This window comes from Pseudanabaena yagii GIHE-NHR1 (genome assembly GCF_012863495.1).
Classification (GTDB): Bacteria; Cyanobacteriota; Cyanobacteriia; order Pseudanabaenales; family Pseudanabaenaceae; genus Pseudanabaena; species Pseudanabaena yagii.
On the sequence record NZ_JAAVJL010000003.1, the window covers coordinates 265865 to 285489 of the forward strand.

A 19625-nucleotide genomic window follows, 5' to 3' on the forward strand; every position below is an offset into this window, starting at 1 on the left:
TGTGGCGGGTTTGATCAGAATTTGCTGTAGGTGTCTAGCACAAGCACCACAGGCGTTTTATGAGCATGGTTTACCAAACTCTCGACAAAAGCCTGAGTAAGTTTAGGCAAAGGATCAAGCATTAACTCCCGCACCTCTGCATCCTTGGTAGCTTCATGCTTGAGTAACAACTCATCCATCAGTTTATCTTTTAGCGATAATGCCGAGGCTGCTCCATCAATAGTTAGGTCTAATACACTACCAACCGCCGAAGTTGTCACGGAAGCAGCGAACTCTGTCATCGGATTGCCCACACCTCCCGAAGCAGCCGTTTTGCCTACCCAAATCCCCGCATTTGCTAAAAGCTTAGTCAGTTGCTTAACACGATCAAGCTGATCGCTTTCAACTTTTTCCTTGCCTTTAACTGGTGCATTATTTAAATTCGCCAGAGTTTCTTTGTAAGTCTTATATTTTTCACTAAAAATATCTTTTGCCAAAACATCTCTTTTCAAAAAAGGAATTGGGGGTAAATCCTTATGCAGGGCAACCATGACATCTAATGGCGTTGCGTAGTTGTCATCAAAGGTAATTGCTGCGAAGTCGATCTGCTTACCCTGTATGCGATCGCTTAATCCTTCTTGAAATTTCCTGAGCAGTGTAGATTTACCAACTCCACCAATTCCCCAGACATTAAACATCACAGGCGAACGATCTGGCTTTGCGATCGCCTCAGTAACTTCATTAATCAGCTTTTCTTCTTGTTTGTGAGGAAGGTGGAGATTTTGACTTGCCATTCAGTTCAGGACATTAAGCTGTAAACAATCTAAAAAAACGTTGTCTGATTATAACTGAATGTTAAATATCGACATATCTCGACTTGCCGCAACTTCTTCAAGCGATCGCTTAACCAACACCAGCAATAACCTGTCCAATATCTTGAGGAGTCGCACCAATTGCCAACATTGCCCTAATCAATAACTCAATAGAAACAGAAGCATCACCATTTTCAGCTTTAGCGATCCGAGGCTGACTAGAACTCATCTTAGACGCAAGTTCACTTTGAGTCATCAGCTTTTGTCGGCGCTCCTTCAAGCTTTGACTAAGAGCTAACTTAATCTCTACCAAAACAGACTCTTCAGGCGTTAACTCCAAAAAATCTGAAACAGATCCAACCTTCCAGCCTTTCGACTCCAAACGTTCTCTTTTATCTAAATCCATCGCATTAATCCTGCTAGTCAGTATCGTATTTACTAAGGCGTTTCTTGCAAACTTCAATCACACTCTTGGGAGTCGCTCTCGTTGATTTGTTAAAAACCTCTACAATTAGAATTGCATCATCATCAATTCGATAAATGATTCTCCAATTCTTATCAGCATCTCGAATGCGTAACTCATGACAGCCTTCTCCAATACTTGGCATAGGACGAGAATGAGGTAATCCAATAGACACTCCTTGCTGCAATTGCCTGAGTAGAATGCCTGTTTCTACCCGTATTTCTTGACTGAAAGGTGGAGTTTTAACTTCTCCATGCAGCCAAACTAAAGGTTTACTTTGCTTTCCCATATTTCTTTATATCACATTTGATATATTAGCATGGGTTAGCTTTAATCTAAGTAACAATACGACTTACCACCAAACACCCCCTTAACCCAACCCATCACGCATTCAACCTAGCAATTTATAGCCTGTTCTTAAATTTGAAAGCGCGGCTAAACCGCGCTTTCAAAAATTTCTCTGTTTTTTAATTCAGTGCGTTGCGCTGTAATTACATTTGTGATTGAAGATAATTGGGTAAGCCGAGTTGGTCAATTAACTTGAGTTGTTTTTCTAACCAATAGGCATGATCTTCCTCAGTATCCGTGAGAATATCCAACAAAATCTTGCGACTTTGATAATCCTGTTCGCTCTCACAGACAGCGATCGCTTCTTTGAGATCACCAATCACACTATATTCAAAGTCCAAATCATTCTGCAACATCTCAGGCACAGTTTTCCCAATCTTAATAGCATCTTGTTGCGACAGATCGGGCGTACCACCAAGAAAGAGAATTCGCTCAATCAATAAAGTCGCATGTTGGGTTTCATCCTGCATCTCATGATTGATGCGTTCATACAGTTTATTGAGTCCCCAATCGAGATACATGCGTGAGTGAGTAAAGTATTGATCTCGCGCTGCTAATTCACCACGCAACAACTTCGATAATTGTTGCAAGACTTTCTCACTACCTTTCATAATTTTCCTCAATTGATTTTTTAATTAATAGTTCAAGAATCGATGACATCTGCCATCAATTTGCCAATAGGCTAGATCATCGACTGCAAGAAGTTGGGCAAGCCAGTGTTATCAATCAGCCAAATTTGTGATTCTAACCAATCGATTTGCTCCTCCGTCTCCTCTAGCAACTTCGCAAACAAATCACGGCTGACAAAATCTTGCTGAGTCTCACAGGTGATTACCGAGGCTTTTAGTCCATCACGAATTTCAATGCAGAGAGTCAAGTCATTCTGCAATACTTCAGGAACATCCTCGCCGATTAGCAGCTTTCCTAAACTTTGCAAATTTGGCAAGCCTTCTAAAAAGAGAACTCGCTCAATTAATTCATCAGCCTGCTTCATTGCCTTAATGGAGTAACGATATTCGCGATCGTTAAGCTGATTTAATCCCCAATTTTTGCACATCCGCGCATGGAGAAAATATTGGTTAATTGCTGTCAGTTGAGCTTTGAGTGCCTCGTTGAGCTGACGTTTGACATCGATGTTTCCTTGCATTGCTACCTATCTCTATCCTAAATAAGATCAGCTTGTTTATAGTCCCTTGCAATAGTAATAGCCATTATAGAGATTACTTGCAAATGGAAAATCCCAAATTTGTAAGTAATCAACCTGCAATATAGCGTTTTTCAATCTCAAGAAGTAGATGATCTCAGTGTTTAAGCCGAGATAATCAGCATATATACCCTAGGGTTTAAAGCGTCGTATCCTACTTGACTAATTTATCACTATAAAGAATAATGAGAATTACTTGCAATAAAATTAAATTTTTTAACCTTGCTAAGGAATTAGAGAATATGTATATTTGTGTTTGCCATGCAGTGACTGAAAAAGATATTAAAAAAGCAGTCGGAAAAGGAGCTTCGTCCATTTCCAGATTATCGGAATTAACCATGCTGGGTACACAATGTGGCTGTTGCACAGAACATGCCAATCAAGTTTTGCACCAATGCGCTAATAAGCCTTAGTCCCTAATTGGGCAACGAAAGAGCCTCTAAAAACTCAAAAAAATTTACAAGATTTAAAAAAGTACTTGTCTAAATACACGTACTAGTATTAAGATAGATAACGGTTAAATGGCGAGCGTAGCCAAGTGGTTAAGGCAGAGGTTTGTGGTTCCTCCACTCGTGGGTTCAATTCCCATCGTTCGCCCTAATAAAAAAATAGAGACTGTGCTTGGCACAGTCTCTATTTTTTTGGGTATTTTGACGCTATCTCTTAGGGATAAAATTGCGAGAGAGTATTTATATGTTGATCGCAGTGCTTTGCACTGAAATCGTATCTAATGGTTTTTATAGTTTTAGGACGGCTGTATTTTCATGGGTAAGACAGTTGCAAGGTTTTGGACGATCGCCTTAATCACGCTTTTTAGTGTGATATCGCTTGGCGGTTTATTCCCACAGGGGTCAAGGGCTGAGGGCGGTGCGATCGCGATCGCGGTTGCTGCACCTCTAAGTGGTGATGGCGCTAGTGGGGGGCAGGAAATCGTGGATAGCATCAAGTTATATATTGATGCTACGAACCGCGAGGGGGGAATTAACGGTCGTCCGCTTAAATTAAACATTTATGATGACAAGGGCAATGCGGATGGGGCAACTCAAGTTGCTAACGACATTGCCAAAAGTGACGCATTGGTGGTGTTGGGACATCGCTCCTCTGATGCCTCGATCGCGGCGGGTAGCATTTACCAAGACAAGAAACTACCAGCGATTACAGGTACGGCAAATAGTCCGAAGGTCACAAGTGATCGCCCCTATTATTTTCGGATGATCTATACCAATCCTGCCCTTGCGAAGACCCTATCGATCTATGCTCAGCAGGTATTGCAGATCAAAACTGCGAGTGTGATCTACGACAAAGCTAGCAAAAATGAACTTGCCCAGTCTGAGGTGATTAAGTCCGCCTTTGAAGCTAACGATAATGGCAAAATTCAAAAAATTTGGGCGATCGATTCTGACCCCAATAATCGCAAAGCTTCAGTGCAACAAATTGTCAATGAAATTGCTGCCGAGCCTGAAGCGGGCATTTTGTTTTTAACTTTATCTAAAGAAGAGGTTGCTGAGGATTTCTTGGTAGCGCTCAAACAAAAGGGGCTAAAGAATTCGATTTTGGGTGAGCAGGCTCTTGGTAGAGAAAGCTTTGCCAAACGCTTTGAAAAATATGATGAAGAAAAGAAAAATGCAGGGTTCTTTACGGATGGGATGTATGTGCCATTGCCGATCTTGTTTGACAGCGCAGGAGCCGATGCTCAGGACTTCTTAACTTCCTATCAAAAAGCCTATAGCAAGACTCCCTCATATTTAGGAGCAAAGTTTTATGAGGCAGCGATTGCCGCAGTGGACGCGATTCGTAAAGCCAATCCTAAGGGCACAAACGTAGAAGGCGATCGCGAACAGGTGCGTGATGCTCTGTCGAAACTCAACAATCGCAAGGTAGGGATTAGAGGCTTGACGGGGCTGCTGTACTTTAATAGCGATCGCAATAGTGATCAGCCTGTGCGTCTTGCCCAGTTCCAAAATCAAAAACTAATTTCGGCATCCCAGCAATTTACGCCGATCGCTAATCCTGAACGCTTGAATTTACCCAAGGAATTGCAATCGGGTAGCATTGTCCAGTCGGGCGATCAATATTTTTGGCGGCAGCGTGTAGTTTATGCAGGCATGGATATCAATAAGCTGAATCGCATTGATAAATCCACCTTTACCGCCGATTTTTATGTATGGTTCCGCTATAGTGGCGGTGATGAACCCACAGAGATTCAGTTCCCTGATGCAGTTACCAATAGCGTCAATCCTACGGCTCCCGTATTTGATGGCAAGGCTCCGATCAAGGCTCAGGTGGTCAATGGCTTAAACTATCGCCTCTATCGGGTGCGCGGTGAATTCCGTAATGCCTTCGATTTTCGTGATTATCCCTTTGACTCACAAAAACTAAATTTACGCTTTGATAATCCCACTTTGTCTACGGAGCGACTAGTTTATGCGATCGATACCGTGGGCTTAAAGTTGCCTAGAGCCAAGGATGCTGAACGCAAACCATTCCAAGGGCTACAGCTTTGGAATTTCAAAGACATCACTTATTTCCAAGATTCTTCGCGCAGTACTTCCACTCAAGGCGATCCCGATTTGGTACAATCCAATGCTCAAATTGAATATCCTGGATTAAGCATTCGCATGACTTTCCAGCGTAAAACCCTAGTGTTTCTCTCTAAGAATGTCTTGCCTTTGATCTTGCTATCGCTCCTAACCTATTGCTGCCTATTCTTCCCCTATACGATGTTTGTGCCCCGCACGATGGCTCCTGCCTCAGCGCTACTATCAGGGATTGTGTTATTACTTTCCTTTAACAATCAACTTCCTGAAGTCGGCTATACCGTAGCGATGGAATATGTGTTTTATGTCTATTTCTGTTTGTGTTTGCTACCGATTGTCGTTACAGCGATCGGCACTAAGCTCGACAAAGATGGTCATAAAAAAGCCTTTAAATATTTGAACATTGCCTCGTGGATTCTCTATCCATTAATTTTGATTACTACCGTTGCCACGTTTGCAATTAGTTATAGCGATCGCCTAGTTTAAAAACCCACAGAAAGATTGCAGAGTAAAGCACTGCAATCTTTCTGTTATTTGACTAATCAAAGTGTAATCAGCATCCTGCCAGTTAGTTTTAAGGGAACTATGAATATTAAGTGGAAATCTCAACTGTTGTTGTTTATGGTGGCTATAACCACTTCGATTGTGTCTGCATATTCAGGTTTTCAGGCAAACAATGCCATGATCGAAAGTGCGAAGAAACGCGAACTGAATATCACAGCTACTCTCATCCAAAGCAACATTAACGAGCAGATTAACAAAGCTTCCGCCCGTGCTTCATTAGTTTCCTCATTACCCTCGATCAAACAGGCATTTCGGGCAAAAAATCGAGAAGATCTCACCACCCGTCTATTACCCGCCATGATTGTCCAACGCGATCAGTTTGGTGTGAGAGAAGGACAGTTTATTCTGCCACCTGCAATCTCTTTTCTCCGCATCTATGCGCTCAAGGATGGACATGGTGAAGATTTGAGTGGATTTCGGCAGATGGTTCTGGTCGCTAATCGCACTGGCGAACCACAACGCGGTATGGAAATTGGTCGTCGTGGGCTTAGCATTCGCGCAGTCTATCCCGTCAAAGATGATGAGGGGATCATCGGTAGCTTTGAAATCGGCTTGAGTTTCTCGTCGGTACTATCGCAAACTAAGACGAATACAGGCTTTGACGTTGGTGTGTTCATCGATGATAAGTTGATGACTGAGGTTGCCAAATTGCAACCTCGTCCCGATAACGAGCGCATCGTGGGCGGCTATCAAGCCGTTGAAGTTACTGACTGGGCAGCTCTTAAGTCATTGCTGTCTCCAGCCATATTTGCCAAGGCTCGCGATGTTGCAGTTGACCTGCTCACGGTAAATGGGAATGACTATGGACTGGTATTAGTACCAGTGCTGGACTACAAGGGTGAACGCATCGGCGCGGTGGTGGCAGTCCGCGATTTTAGTGAATTTCAGACGCAGCAGCGGTGGGCACTCACAGGCACGATCGCGATGGCGGGATTACAGATCGTGTTGCTGACGGGTGCATTGTTGATTGTGGTTAATGCCATGTTACTTAAGCCTTTTGAGGCGATCGCTAAGGCTAGCAATGAGCTTGCCGATGGAAATGCAGCTCCCGATCTCGAAGAATTAGCTAACCGTCAGGATGAGATTGGTGGTATGGCGCGATCGCTACAAACTCTCGCAACTCAAACCAGCGCTTCCCAAAGTAATGGCAAGGGTCATGCTCAGCCTGATGCGAAGAAGGAGTTGGGAAATGCGTAGATTAAAAACATTTTCGATATATCGCATATTCATTTTCTGTTTACTGTTCATTTCTTTCTACTTAGCTACCTATATTGGAGCAGGAACAAATCTATCCACAACCGCTATCTTTGCCGAATCTAAAGCTAATCCAGCCGCTACTGAAACAGCAAAGCCTTCTGTTAATCCGCCAGTTAATCCACCAGTTAATCCACCTGTCAATAAAGATAACGCTACTGAAGCAGCGAATCCAGTTAGTAAAGATAATGCTATTGAGGCAGCAAATCCAGTCAATTCAGTCAATAAAGATAATGCTACCGAAGCAGTAAAGCCTCCAGTAAACAAAAATAACGCTAAGGATAACGGCAAAAAACCGACTGCTCCAGATGCAAACCCTCTAGGGTTGAATAATCTTGTGCCTTTCCCAACTAATGTGGCTCTACCAATAAAGGTAGGTGTATCTTTGTTTGTCAATAACATTAGCAAAATCAATGAAGCCACTAATACCTTTGAGAGTCAGTTTGATTTAAGGTATGTCTGGAAAGATCCTCGGTTAGCCTTCGATACAGGTGAGATGGGAACCAACCGTTTGGAGTTTGGACAAGAGTCGGCGGTGGCGAAGTTGGCCACAATCTGGAACCCGCAAATTAAAATCACTAACATCATTGAGAAGGATGCTCAAATTGTTCCGGGGTTATTCATTCACTATGATGGGGAAGTGGAACTCATCCAGCGTGTCAAAGCGACCTTCGAGACTAAATTAAATTTAGATGCTTTTCCCTTTGATACTCAGTCATTGTTGGTAGCCATGTTGTCGTCTAAGTACAACTCCAATCAGATTACCTTGACTCAAGATCAGGAAGATCTGAATGAATCAGGACTCGATCCCGATCTCAAGGTGAATGGATGGAATCCACAGGGCATCACTTTTAAAATGACCCAGCTCCGCGCTTGGAATGGTGCTTTTCTGCGTCAGATTGAGGCTCGTGTGGGGATGAAGCGCATACCGAATGCAATTCTCGGATCGATCTTTACGCCTTTCCTATTGACCTTGATCGTCCCGACGATCTTTACGTTCTTCTCAAATGTAGAGTTAGCTCCGCGTTTGGTCGCTTGGAGTGGCTCGATTTTGGCGTTGGTGGCGCTCACCTTTACCTTTTCAGTACGATATCCTTGGCTCGGCAGCAACAGTCTCGTATCTCAGGTATTCACTTCTGGTCATGCCTATCAACTGATTTCTGTGCTTTTGTCGCTTACGCTCTTTAATCCAGATGTCACTCGACGGATGGATCGGTTTATCGTTGAGGAATTGGTTAGATATCTGCGGTGGTTAGTTCCTATCGGTTTCTTAGGTGTTTTGATCACGAAGTCTTTGCTGACGGCTTTTGATTGGTAGCGATCGCCAAGGTGCGATCGCTTAGTCTAGACCAAGCCCAGAATAAAAGTTCTGGGCTGCAAATTCATTAAATTTTACTTGCAATGAAAACCCCAAGATGCTGTAGGGGCTTAGCATTTGCGCCACTATTTCTAGGCTCATCACAAAAAAATTTAATTTGCAAATGCAAAGCCCTCTTTGCTTTTACTGACAAGTTATAGCAGTTCTAAATAAGTTTAAAGAGGCTTCGACTCCGCTCAGCCATCTATATACGTTGGCTGAGCGGAGTCGAAGCCCTATTTTTTATTTGAATTATCATTGTAAATTTTTGGGCAGAGCATTACCAATTGAAGAGGATGTGAGAAATTTATAGATTGTTGCGAGAATGCTTTGCCCCTAACGATCTATATCTATGGGCGAACTCATATTCCTGCCCCCTTGTATCTTAGAGAAGTGGTAGACCGAACCCCCTAAGGTCAAAAAGATCGAGATTTAGCAAGGGTCGCCACACATAAACAATGATGGAATATAACTCGAACAATCGCTAGGGATATAAATCTCGCATCAGGCAAGGAAGAGATTTTTCTATCATCCTCAAAATAGGTGGAGAAAAAACATGAGTCAAATATGGGTAGGTATAGATGTTTGTAAAGCATGGTTAGACGTGCATATTGTCCCGAACAAAGGATATATCTGCCGAATACCGAGGCAGGAGTGAAAGAGTTAATCAGCCAAATACCTGACCCCACAGAGGTTGGACGAGTAATTCTTAAAGCAACAGGAGGAATGGAATTGACTTCGGCATTGACATTACATCAAGCAGGATTTCCTGTGGTTGTGATCAATCCGAGGCAATCACGCAACTTTGCCAAAGCTACGAATCAACTGGCAAAAATAGACAAAGTGGATGTCAAGATTCTTGCCTTTTTTGGCGAAGCCTTGCGCCCTGAAGTAAGGACAATGGCAGCGGAAGAGACTGATCTAGTTACTCGTCGCCGCCAAATTGTGGAGATGCTGACATCTGAGCGCAACCGTTTAACATCTATTCGTGGCAAAGCTCGTGAAGATATCGAAGCGAATATTGGGTGGTTGAATCAACGTCTCAAAGGAATTGACGAACAAATTGCCCAACAGATTAAAGAATCTACTCTTTGGACTGAACAAGAGGCAATTTTAACCAGTGTCCCTAGGGTTGGCATTGTCGTGGCAAGTACACTATTATCATCTTTACCTGAGCTAGGAACCCTTACCCCAAAACAAATTTCTAGTTTGGTTGGACTGGCTCCGATGAATTGTGATAGTGGACAGATGCGTGATAAGCGGAGAATTACTGGCGGCAGAGCATCAGTTCGAGCAGTTCTATATATGGCTGCTCTGGTTTTGGTTCGGTATAATCCTGTGATTCGTGCTTTTTATGCTCGTCTGCTTGCTAGGGGCAAGCTTAAAAAGGTTGTTTTGACTGCATGTATGCACAAGCTACTGATTATTCTCAATGCCATGCTCAAACAAAAAACTGCGTGGCGTAAGGCTGTTGTTGTGCCTGCCTAGAGATATATTTAAACTGTTTTTTAGACCTGTATATGGTCTTGCTTTAGCGCGAATAATATTAATTCATTTTTTCCTGAATGAAATGAACTTATGGCTTGACATTTAAGACAATTGCTAAAAGTGTTGCTTCGCAGCACTTTTAGGGGGGCTTGGTTTGGATTTGAGCACAACTTACAGTGATTCTTCAAGTTTGTTAATTTGTTCAACTTCAGGTTCAAGATACTTAGGCTGTGCGCCGATTCCCATCATCACTAGACCTGGCCAAAACAAATATGCCAAAATTTCTAGATTCTCCCCAAAGGTATAAAAGAACAGCACCATCACCATACATAAGCCCACCTTCGCAGGAATACTTCTTTGAGATAGATATAACATATGGATAAATCCACATGCCATCGGCACTGCTAGTGATATATATCCGACAATTCCTTTGACATAAAGCAGTCCAAACCAACTGTGATGGGAACCGATGGGCATGAACTCTACCATGTGAGGTCCCTTGACTACAACACCATGTCCCCAAATGGGAGCTTCCTTTTCCCATCGATAAACAGCAATTCTTCCCAGAGCCGCCCGTACTCGCGAAGAATCTTTTCTTGCGGCAGTAAATTTCTCGGAAAAATCATGGAGCATTTCTGCAATCTGATTAGTTGAGATACTCAGAAAAAAGCTCATAAATCCCGATGCAATCAATGTGTAGGGGCGACCGAGTTTTGCCATAAATTCACTCATTAACCAAACTGCTGGGAGGCAAATTAAAGCCAATCGTGAGGCAGAGATTTGGCAAATGACCACACATCCTGCAATTCCTAACCAGCGTAACTTTTTATCCTTTTCATGAATAACCATGAAAAAATAAATGTTCGCCACAAAACCCGCAGCAGGAGCCCAAGGTGTATATAGTCGCCATCTGGGTTTCCCTTCACCAGGGTCTATTTCATACAGCATTACCTCAAAAAAAGCATCACTAGGTCCCCCGACAGCTCTCAGTGGTGAAACATAAAGCTTTTGAGGAAGATGCAAATAGAAAGCGAGGACAAATGGAATCGAAATTAATAAGCTTGTCCTACAAACCAGAGCCGCAGCGCGATACATTAGCTTTGGGCGAATTTTTAGACATCCTACTAAAGGATAAAGAGCTAACAAAGCCCATCCTTTTGCCCAACCAATTGTCGATTTGATAATTTCCCCTAGACCTAAGTAATTGTCCAAATGACCAATAACTAAAGCAACTTCCATCATCAACATTCCTCCAATCCATACCCAGATCGACCAAGGAATCCGAATTTTGTCTTCTTCAGGCGTATTTTCATCCTGCTTCCACAGCTCACGACAGAGATGGTAAAAGAGAATCCAAGCTACGGCTGCTCCGAGAATATATAATCCCCCGATAAAATAAAACCAATAAGTCCAAATAATCGCATACCAAATAATACGTTCGGCAAAATTTTCTGGCTGAATATTCTCTCGTTCACGTTTCATTGGACAACTTCCACAGGCTTAGATTTTGCTAGAACTACTTTTTGTTTAATTTCCTTGCGCCACCAGAGCATCACTAAACCTGTGGTGATCAAGATAGAACCAACCGTAGTTCCTAAAAATACTACAGTTGGCTGAGGGGCAGATTTTTTGTCAGGTAAGGATGGTTTGGAAAGAACCTGTACTAGGGGATAGGCTGTAAAAATATCTGATTTTGCTAAATTCATTTTAGCGAGGGTAGAGGCAAATACAGCTTCAGCAATTTGCACTTCACGTTGCAAATTATCTAAGCCGACCTGCTTTTGTACTAGAGACTGTAGGCGATCTTCTAATTGCGAAATTTGGTATTGGAGCGCCTCATTTTGAGCGATCGCTCCCTGTTGATCGACTTGAAAAGCAATGAGATCGCGAAAGAGGTTTTCTCGACTAGTGCCAGAGCTATCACCCAAGATTAAATGTTCTATATATTCTGTCGTAACTGCTTTGCGTAAGATGGCACTAGCTCGTTCAATCATGGCAGATTTGGCAGATATTTGCCTTGCTTGTTCTTTGACCACTAGGGGATGATTAACGCCCCATTTCGTGCGGATCACAGTTAATGTGGTATTTGCTTCGCTATAATCTCGGGCATTTTGTAAAAATTGGCGATCGGCATGGAGAACAAATGCATCTGTCACCTCAGGAACTGTTAGCCCCAAACTATCGGCTAGTTGTTGAAATCGACTGGAGATTTGCTCCTTTTGGGCAAATATTTCGGCTTTTTGTTTGCGAAGTGTTTCAATATTTGTAGACAGCTCGCCAACTTGATTTGATGAGCTTAGTCCTGAACTAGCTTTATAGGCAGATAGCTTTTTTTGAGCAATTTGTAATTTTTCTCTTGCTTCTTTTAAAGTCGCATCGGTATTTTCCCCACGTTTATCTATTTCCTCAGCCCTAAGCATATTCAGACGTGATTGGAGCGCCTCGATGATTGCTGTTGCGTTATCTCTGGCTTGCTCAGGGGTTTTTGCGCCTATTTCCAATTCCATAATGGAAGTATTATCAACTAGCTTGACCTTCGGTTTACCTAGCTTACTAATGGGGATTTTCTGAGTTTCAGCAGCAATTTCTAGGACACTCTCATCCGTGATGATAAATTGATAGTTTGCTCTCGGGTCCATACTTGTACCGCCAAAGGGCGAACTACTAGAAGCAGAAGTCTGTCCGATATCGGCAAGACTAACATTAACCCCCAACCCATTCCCTGGCATGATCATTGCCCATTTACTAATATAAACGGGTGGAGTGACTTTGAGATATAGCAGCGCTGCTCCCCATAGACCCGCATTAGCGATAACTCCGAGCGCAATATATCGCGAATATCGCAAAAAGTTATTTTTACCCAGCTTCATCAGATGGGGTAATCCTGAGGGAGCAATATCGGTCATTTCTTATTGCCTCCAAAAATATTAAATATGAGATTGAAGGGGTTCAGAAATTCACTAATTGTGGATAGGACATCGCGGACATCGGATGTGGTCGAGTCATAACAGGCTACGGTATCCTCAGGCATCAAGAATGGGTTGTCATTATCGTTTTTAGAAGTTCTCATGATTTCTTCGATGGAACGATCCCAAGAAACTGTTTCTCCTGTAACACGATTAACACGTACAAGTAACGCATGGCGATCATGGGCAGTCACTATTCCACCTGCACAGTTTGCAGAAACCACTGCCTGAGACAACCTTGCTCCATAGGGGAAAGAAGAACCATCAGATTTAATCGAAGAGCTAGAATTACTATCTGCCGATTTTGTCAGATTTGATAGAAATACGCGAATACCGGGGGGGGTAATTTGTGAAGGACGGACAAATTCATTCTGCGGTTCAGGTAATTTGGGAACAATAATGCGATCGCCTGCCACTAAAGGTACATCAACGACAGGCTCCCCCGTAAAAATACCCGTGAGGTCAACCTTGCGGTCTTTACCATTGCGAATCAAGCGAATTTCTTTAATGTTGGCATTGGGCATTACGCCGCCTGCCCCACGGAGAGCTGCCGTCAGATAACGTTCAGGTGGATAGTCTCCCGAAGATACACTTTGTTGTTGCGATCGATCCTCGGCTGATCTTGAGTTGACTATGATTCTTCCTGGTTGGAATGTTTCTCCTGAGACAGTGACTTGAATCGCTGACCATTGAAGGATACTTACGCTCACCTGTAAAAATTTGGGTTGAAAATATTGATTGGCGATTAAAGCATCATAAATCTTTTGCCTGACCTCACTAACTTCAAGCCCCTGTACTAAAAGTGGCTCCAAATATGGAACCTGTATTTTGCCGTCAAGATTAACTTCAAATACACCGCTAAACAAATCTCCTTCAGGAATTAAGACCCTGATGCGATCGCCTGCTGAAAGTGGAATTGCATTTACCTTAGCAACTATTGTCAATGACGCAGTAATTGATACGGCGATCATGCCTAAGGTAAATGAAACTACTTTTTGTGTATATTTAGCTAACCTCATGACAAGAGATACCCAATTATTACATCTAATTATAGCAGGAATTTTTTGGATCAAAAGTCACAATCATTTGGCTTTAAACTGCTTAGGATAATGATCTAAGCGATTTAACTATTGAGATTTACGAGGATTTGTGTAGGGTGCTAATTTCATGTTGGCAACTGGATAAAGTAAGATTTATAGAGCTTTATGTCATAAATTATTTGGTTGCAATTATAGTTGCTGTTTAGGTTGTTTCTTTGGTTTCTATTGCTATGGTGGTTTCCCTATCCATTACTCGCGAAATATAAGAAGATACCCAGACTGTATAGGCAGGTGAAGCAATACTATGGGTTAAGAAAACTGCGATCGCCACACCTAAGACTCCCCAATTAACTCCGATGAGCAAAGCGATCGCAAAAAATCCTGTAAATAGGATATTCCACATAAAGTCCCAATCGGGTTTATCAATTGCCCATAGTCCACTAGAAGCAGCATTAGCAAAGGGGCGGGGAATTGCTGACAGACAAATGAGAATCAATAAAGGTATAGCCGCAATCCATTTTTGCCCAAAGATCAACGGTACATAAAATGGAGCTAATGATGATTGTAAGAATACGAGGGGCAAGATAATCCAAGCGATACTTTTAAAGGATTTGAAATACCGTGATTTAAACTCACTAGGCTGACTACGTGCATCGCAGAGATGAGGAAATAGAGCTGTTTCTAGAGTGTTAATCGCACTCATGCTAATGCCTAGCCCTGCATTAAAAGCAAAGTAATATAATCCAAGCGCTTCCACACCCAAGAATCTTCCTGCAATCACATAATCTAGATTGTTAATCAAGGTATGCATTACTTTCACTCCTAGGACGCTACGCCCAAAACGAATAATTTCTTGCCATTTAGATAGGGTAAATTTATAAGTTGGTCGCCAAGGATGATTGCGATAGTATACGATTACCCATATTGGAGCTACTAATACTTTAGGCAAGACGATCGCCCACATTCCCCATCCTAAGAAGGCTAAGATGATTGTTAGTATATTATCCACAGAGACTTGAATGCCATTAGCTAAAGCTGAAACATGGAGACGATTTTCGCGATTAGCTAGAGAAGCTTGTACTAAAGCCATCGGAATCATCAAATATACCGTCGCCATTACGCAAATTGGTAAAATGATGCGCGGATCATTATAAAACCAACTGACTGGAAAAGCTGCAATGCATTGAGATAGAAACACTAGTCCGCATACGATCCAGTTGAGCCAATAGGAAGTCTCACAAAGTTCTGGCAAATCTGCCTCATCAGCTTGAACGATTTTTGCCCAAATTCCATTTTGTGTAAAGACATTCACAAATTCGTTGGTTGTCAGTACCAGTGCGGCTAACCCGTAATCTTCCTTAGTGAGCAACCTCGCCAACACAATAGTGGCTGCCAAACGGGAAACGCGGATGAATAGTTGTGACAAACCGAGCCAACCGAGATTGCGGAGAAAGCGATCGGCTAACTTTTCTTTAATTACTTTGATTATTTGCTGGACAGCCAAAATAGAGCCTCCCATTCAGCTAGATATCTTTCCCATGCGCCACGCACGGATTGTCTTCCCTGTTCTCCCCAACAGATCAGGGTTTGTGGCGAGGTTTGATGAATATGAACAACTTTAGCGATCGCTTCTTTAATTTCCTCTACATTTGCCTCCACAACTAATCCACAATCTTTGACCTGCTCAGTTAAGCCATCAACCCTTGTCACAATGACAGGCTTGCCAGCCGCTTTAGCTTCTAAACAAACATTTCCCCAAGGCTCCCACCGTGAAGGGATAACAACGACATCACAGGTTCCCAAAAATTGCGGTACGTTGGCTAACTTGCCCACAAATTGAATACGGTGATCGCCATCCGCCATTTTGCGAAGGTTCTGTTCATGCTCACCATAACCTCCAACTAATAATTCTAAATCTAGACTAGGCAACTCCTGTATGGCTCTGAGAAGCAGATCAATCCCCTTCTGAGCAGAAAATCGTCCGTAGACTCCTAAGATCAATTTATCTCCCAAAGGTTTACTTGGTAATACAACGAAGTCTTCTAAGTTGCGACATTGCTGAATGACAGTCAAATTTCTAGGCTTAACTAATTTATGTTTCAGCATCCATTTCATCTGTCCATAGGAAACAGCAATCACACGATTAGCGATCGCATAGGCTATTTTCAGCATTAGCCGAAATCGCCATTTCTGAGAAACATTGAGAGATTCAAAGCATTCTGAATAATGATGTTCTTGAATTACTAACTTACTTCGCATTCGCAAACGCAATAAAGTTAGGAGGAATTTCCATGAGCTAGCATCATGAACAATCGTTAGATCAGGTCTAAATTTCGATTTTGTATGTTTAGATAGAGCTTCCTGAGGGCTAATCAGTGCAAAGCTAAATTTCTGAGCAAGGGAAGATTCTAGCAAGCTATTCACCGATGCTGTGACTCCACCAACATTGCGATCAATTAGTACAGAAAGAATTTTAGGCTTCATAAGTTTCTACTTCTTTCTCTTCCTAGTGATCTTTTCTGACAGTTGATCCCATTCCATAAGATATCGTTCCCATGAATTATTGACATCTGCTCTACCATTTGCTCCCCAAGCAACTAGAGTTTGAGGGGAGTTTTGGTAGATATTCACTACTTTCGCGATCGCTTCTTTTAAAGATGTGGCTGTTGGCTCAGCAACAAGTCCACAGTTCTTAATTTGCTCAGGTAGACCATCAACATTTGTAACGATAACGGGTTTAGCTGCTGCCTTTGCTTCTACACAGACATTCCCCCAAGGCTCCCATCGCGAAGGAATCAATACCACATCACAGGATTCCAAAAATTGCGGCACATTACTTAACTTACCGACAAATTGAATGCGGTGATCGCCTTCTGCCATTTGATATAACATCTGTTCATGTTCACCATAGCCGCCGATTAATAGTTCTACATCCAAATCTGGTAAAGCTTGCATAGCTGCGAGTACAAGCTCGACTCCCTTTTGGTTAGAGAACCTGCCATAGACTCCAAAGATTAACTTCTCTCCTAAGGGTTTAATCGGTAAAGACAAGAAATTATCAAGAGTGCGACATTGTTGAATTACGGTTAGTTTCTCAGGCTTCACGAGCTTATGCTCTAACATCCAATCACCTTGAGCATGGGATACTGCCACAACGTAATTGGCGATCACATGGGCTAGCTTTAAGGCAAGGCGAAAGCGCTGTTTATTGGGAACATTAATCGCCTCAAAGGATTTTGAATAATGGTGATCGTGAATGAGGACTTGACCATGCGATCGCAATCGCCACAAAACTGGCAAAATTTTCCAAGCCGAAGGATCGTGCATAATGATCAGGTCAGGCTTTAAATCTGACATTTGTGCTAGAGCTTCGTTGGGTGTGAGCAAAAGAAAGTCGTATTTCTCAGACAGATGCGATCGCATTAAACTGTTAGTGCAAGCAGTTACTCCTCCCACATTGCGATCGCTAAGTAAGTGTAAAATTTTAGGCTTCATAGAACTAATCCTGATGCGATCTCAACTTCTGTATTACAAAACTTCTGATATCCCCTGTTTCTGATTACTATTCCCTTATCCTATGTTCATTCAAGGGTGAAGTTATCACAATCCGCAGATTTGCTGATCAATATATTCAATATATTTTGTAGAGATATTTTGTAGAGCGTCGAAGGAAGTTGCGCTACAAAATATCCTTACTGTTCATCGCTTAGATGTAGCTAAAAACCCAGAAGAGAGTTGTGGCGCGAAGCGCCACAACTCTCTTCTGGGTTTTGTTTTTGACTAACTACTGTTATAACTAACTAAAATGGCTTACCAATTTTTAAAGAAAAGGGCTAAAATTGAAGACAACTTATGTTTTTTGTGCTTTTTACTGCTTAGCAAAACAAATCACAAAATGACTTAAGAGTATTTCTATCGTTACCTTTTCATATTAACCATTCATGAATTAACGCATTATGTCTACATCAGTAACACCTCAAGAGTCTAACGTTGCTCAGGATCGCATTATCTTTTTTGACACCACACTACGCGACGGTGAACAGTCCCCCGGCGCAACCCTGAACGTGGAGCAAAAACTGCTAATCGCCCAGCAACTGGCTCGACTTGGTGTAGACATTATTGAGGCAGGTTTTCCCTTCGCAAGTAAAGGTGATTTTCATGCAGTTCAAGAAATCGCCAAGCTCGTTGGTACGGAAAATGGCCCAACGATTTGCGGTTTAGCGCGTGCTACTAAAGGCGACATTGATGCGGCAGCAGAGGCAGTCAAACCTGCGGCAAAAGGAAGAATTCATACTTTCCTTGCAACTTCTGATATTCACTTGGAGTACAAGCTCCGTAAAACTCGCGCTGAAGTCTTGGCAATCGTGCCTGAGATGGTTGCCTATGCCAAATCTAAAGTTGCCGATGTCGAATTTTCGCCAGAAGATGCAGGTCGCTCCGATCCTGAATTTCTCTATCAAGTATTAGAAGCTGCGATCGCCGCAGGTGCATCAACGGTAAATATCCCCGACACCGTTGGTTACTTAACTCCATCAGAATTTGGAGCCTTGATTAAGGGTATTAAGGATAATGTCCGCAATATTGATCAAGCGATTATTTCTGTGCATGGGCATAACGACCTTGGTTTGGCGGTAGCAAATTTCCTCGAAGCTGCTAAGAATGGCGCACGTCAAATGGAATGCACTATCAATGGTATCGGTGAACGCGCAGGTAATGCGGCTCTCGAAGAATTGGTGATGGCATTACATGTCCGTCGTGCTTATTTCAATAGCTATCTCGGTCGTCCTGCGGAATCAACAGCACCTCTTTGCAATATTGACACTAAGCAGATTTACAAGACTTCGCGCCTTGTGTCTAATCTCACAGGAATGTTGGTGCAGCCCAATAAAGCGATCGTCGGAGCAAATGCCTTTGCCCATGAGTCAGGTATTCACCAAGATGGTGTTTTGAAAAACCGTCTTACCTACGAAATCATGGATGCTCAATCCATAGGTTTGACCGATAACTTGATCGTCCTTGGTAAGCTTTCGGGGCGCAATGCCTTGAGTTCTCGATTGAAAGAACTTGGCTTTGAACTCTCGGAGCAAGAACTTAATGCTGCTTTTGTACGCTTTAAAGAGCTTGCTGACAAAAAACGTGAAATTAGCGATCGCGACCTAGAAGCGATCGTTAATGACGAAATCCGTCATGCGCCCGAAGCCTTCAAGCTCGATCATGTCCAAGTAAGCTGTGGTGATCGCGCTATTCCTACAGCAACAGTCACAGTAGTCATGCCAGATGGTCAGGAAATTACTGATGCTTCCGTAGGAACTGGTCCTGTAGATGCAGTGTACAAAGCAATTAATCGCATTGTGAATGTCCCCAATCAGTTGATTGAGTACTCGGTGCAATCCGTTACCGCAGGTATCGATGCCCTTGGCGAAGTCACCATTCGCCTCAAGCATCCCGATGCAGGTACGCTCTCTGGTCATTCTGCTAACACAGATATCATTGTTGCCTCTGCTAGAGCCTATCTCAGTGCCTTGAATAAACTCTACTTTGCACTTCAGACACCTAATACAAAGATCAGCGATCGCGACACTCTCAAGAGAGAAGCAGCTTTATAAAAACTAG

At 42.6% G+C, this 19625-nt stretch carries 16 protein-coding genes, 1 tRNA gene and 1 pseudogene; 7 read left to right on the forward strand and 11 right to left on the reverse strand.

The window, feature by feature from the left end:
• Positions 1-14: 14 nt before the first annotated feature.
• The 5 genes from HC246_RS21420 to bfr (HC246_RS21440) form a co-directional block, all read right to left on the reverse strand.
• Entirely contained in the window at positions 15-773 is a 759-nt protein-coding gene (locus HC246_RS21420; RefSeq protein ID WP_169365460.1) for a DEAD/DEAH box helicase family protein, read from the reverse strand.
• Positions 774-882: 109 nt separating this feature from the next.
• The gene (locus HC246_RS21425) at positions 883-1197 is read right to left on the reverse strand and encodes a helix-turn-helix domain-containing protein (RefSeq protein WP_169365461.1); all 315 of its coding nucleotides are present in this window, start codon (positions 1195-1197) and stop codon (positions 883-885) included.
• 13 nt (positions 1198-1210) lie between these two features.
• The gene (locus HC246_RS21430; protein WP_169365462.1) at positions 1211-1543 is read right to left on the reverse strand and encodes a type II toxin-antitoxin system RelE/ParE family toxin; all 333 of its coding nucleotides are present in this window, start codon (positions 1541-1543) and stop codon (positions 1211-1213) included.
• 202 nt (positions 1544-1745) lie between these two features.
• Complete coding sequence (gene bfr, locus HC246_RS21435) at positions 1746-2213, reverse strand: bacterioferritin (protein ID WP_169365463.1); 468 nt, start codon at positions 2211-2213, stop codon at positions 1746-1748.
• Between the two features lie 71 nt (positions 2214-2284).
• Entirely contained in the window at positions 2285-2749 is a 465-nt protein-coding gene (gene bfr / locus HC246_RS21440) for a bacterioferritin (protein WP_169365464.1), read from the reverse strand.
• Between the two features lie 299 nt (positions 2750-3048).
• Between bfr (HC246_RS21440) and HC246_RS27050 the strand changes: the two genes are divergently transcribed.
• From HC246_RS27050 to HC246_RS25630, 6 genes and pseudogenes are all read left to right on the forward strand, one after another.
• On the forward strand, positions 3049-3219 hold the full coding sequence (locus HC246_RS27050) for a (2Fe-2S)-binding protein (protein ID WP_169365636.1): 171 nt from the start codon (positions 3049-3051) through the stop codon (positions 3217-3219).
• Between the two features lie 111 nt (positions 3220-3330).
• Positions 3331-3403, forward strand: a tRNA-His gene (locus HC246_RS21450).
• A 167-nt stretch (positions 3404-3570) separates the two neighbouring features.
• A complete protein-coding gene (locus HC246_RS21455; RefSeq protein ID WP_169365465.1) occupies positions 3571-5829 on the forward strand; it encodes an ABC transporter substrate-binding protein in 2259 nt (752 codons plus the stop codon).
• 99 nt (positions 5830-5928) lie between these two features.
• Entirely contained in the window at positions 5929-7104 is a 1176-nt protein-coding gene (locus HC246_RS21460; protein WP_169365466.1) for a HAMP domain-containing protein, read from the forward strand.
• The gene (locus tag HC246_RS21465; protein WP_169365467.1) at positions 6986-8479 is read left to right on the forward strand and encodes a ligand-gated ion channel; all 1494 of its coding nucleotides are present in this window, start codon (positions 6986-6988) and stop codon (positions 8477-8479) included. The genes HC246_RS21460 and HC246_RS21465 overlap by 119 nt, the downstream gene beginning before the upstream one ends.
• Positions 8480-9074: 595 nt before the next feature.
• A pseudogene (locus tag HC246_RS25630) lies at positions 9075-10006 on the forward strand (IS110 family transposase).
• Between the two features lie 171 nt (positions 10007-10177).
• On the opposite strand, the gene HC246_RS21470 reads toward HC246_RS25630, so the two are convergent.
• The 6 genes from HC246_RS21470 to HC246_RS21495 form a co-directional block, all read right to left on the reverse strand.
• A complete protein-coding gene (locus HC246_RS21470; RefSeq protein WP_169365468.1) occupies positions 10178-11488 on the reverse strand; it encodes an O-antigen ligase domain-containing protein in 1311 nt (436 codons plus the stop codon).
• Positions 11485-12912, reverse strand: a complete 1428-nt coding sequence (locus HC246_RS21475) for a GumC family protein (protein WP_169365469.1) — start codon at positions 12910-12912, stop codon at positions 11485-11487. Before HC246_RS21475 ends, HC246_RS21470 begins: the two co-directional genes overlap by 4 nt.
• Entirely contained in the window at positions 12909-13991 is a 1083-nt protein-coding gene (locus HC246_RS21480) for a polysaccharide biosynthesis/export family protein (protein ID WP_225903076.1), read from the reverse strand. Before HC246_RS21480 ends, HC246_RS21475 begins: the two co-directional genes overlap by 4 nt.
• A gap of 223 nt (positions 13992-14214) precedes the next feature.
• Positions 14215-15531, reverse strand: a complete 1317-nt coding sequence (locus HC246_RS21485) for a lipopolysaccharide biosynthesis protein (RefSeq protein ID WP_169365470.1) — start codon at positions 15529-15531, stop codon at positions 14215-14217.
• Positions 15498-16496: a glycosyltransferase family 4 protein gene (locus HC246_RS21490; protein ID WP_169365471.1), complete on the reverse strand. Its 999-nt coding sequence runs from the start codon at positions 16494-16496 to the stop codon at positions 15498-15500. The genes HC246_RS21485 and HC246_RS21490 overlap by 34 nt, the downstream gene beginning before the upstream one ends.
• 6 nt (positions 16497-16502) lie before the next feature.
• Entirely contained in the window at positions 16503-17507 is a 1005-nt protein-coding gene (locus tag HC246_RS21495) for a glycosyltransferase family 4 protein (RefSeq protein ID WP_169365472.1), read from the reverse strand.
• A gap of 461 nt (positions 17508-17968) precedes the next feature.
• Here HC246_RS21495 and HC246_RS21500 point away from each other — a divergent pair, with 461 nt between their 5' ends.
• Entirely contained in the window at positions 17969-19618 is a 1650-nt protein-coding gene (locus HC246_RS21500; RefSeq protein WP_169365473.1) for a 2-isopropylmalate synthase, read from the forward strand.
• Positions 19619-19625: the final 7 nt, after the last annotated feature.

What these genes read in the sequence shown, in the direction of transcription:
- HC246_RS21420 (WP_169365460.1), bottom strand. Translation starts at nt 773, where the DNA reads ATGGCAAGTCAAAATCTCCACCTTCCTCACAAACAAGAAGAAAAGCTG.
- HC246_RS21425 (WP_169365461.1), bottom strand. Translation starts at nt 1,197, where the DNA reads ATGGATTTAGATAAAAGAGAACGTTTGGAGTCGAAAGGCTGGAAGGTT.
- HC246_RS21430 (WP_169365462.1), bottom strand. Translation starts at nt 1,543, where the DNA reads ATGGGAAAGCAAAGTAAACCTTTAGTTTGGCTGCATGGAGAAGTTAAA.
- bfr (WP_169365463.1), bottom strand. Translation starts at nt 2,213, where the DNA reads ATGAAAGGTAGTGAGAAAGTCTTGCAACAATTATCGAAGTTGTTGCGT.
- bfr (WP_169365464.1), bottom strand. Translation starts at nt 2,749, where the DNA reads ATGCAAGGAAACATCGATGTCAAACGTCAGCTCAACGAGGCACTCAAA.
- HC246_RS27050 (WP_169365636.1), top strand. Translation starts at nt 3,049, where the DNA reads ATGTATATTTGTGTTTGCCATGCAGTGACTGAAAAAGATATTAAAAAA.
- HC246_RS21455 (WP_169365465.1), top strand. Translation starts at nt 3,571, where the DNA reads ATGGGTAAGACAGTTGCAAGGTTTTGGACGATCGCCTTAATCACGCTT.
- HC246_RS21460 (WP_169365466.1), top strand. Translation starts at nt 5,929, where the DNA reads ATGAATATTAAGTGGAAATCTCAACTGTTGTTGTTTATGGTGGCTATA.
- HC246_RS21465 (WP_169365467.1), top strand. Translation starts at nt 6,986, where the DNA reads ATGAGATTGGTGGTATGGCGCGATCGCTACAAACTCTCGCAACTCAAA.
- HC246_RS21470 (WP_169365468.1), bottom strand. Translation starts at nt 11,488, where the DNA reads ATGAAACGTGAACGAGAGAATATTCAGCCAGAAAATTTTGCCGAACGT.
- HC246_RS21475 (WP_169365469.1), bottom strand. Translation starts at nt 12,912, where the DNA reads ATGACCGATATTGCTCCCTCAGGATTACCCCATCTGATGAAGCTGGGT.
- HC246_RS21480 (WP_225903076.1), bottom strand. Translation starts at nt 13,991, where the DNA reads ATGAGGTTAGCTAAATATACACAAAAAGTAGTTTCATTTACCTTAGGC.
- HC246_RS21485 (WP_169365470.1), bottom strand. Translation starts at nt 15,531, where the DNA reads ATGGGAGGCTCTATTTTGGCTGTCCAGCAAATAATCAAAGTAATTAAA.
- HC246_RS21490 (WP_169365471.1), bottom strand. Translation starts at nt 16,496, where the DNA reads ATGAAGCCTAAAATTCTTTCTGTACTAATTGATCGCAATGTTGGTGGA.
- HC246_RS21495 (WP_169365472.1), bottom strand. Translation starts at nt 17,507, where the DNA reads ATGAAGCCTAAAATTTTACACTTACTTAGCGATCGCAATGTGGGAGGA.
- HC246_RS21500 (WP_169365473.1), top strand. Translation starts at nt 17,969, where the DNA reads ATGTCTACATCAGTAACACCTCAAGAGTCTAACGTTGCTCAGGATCGC.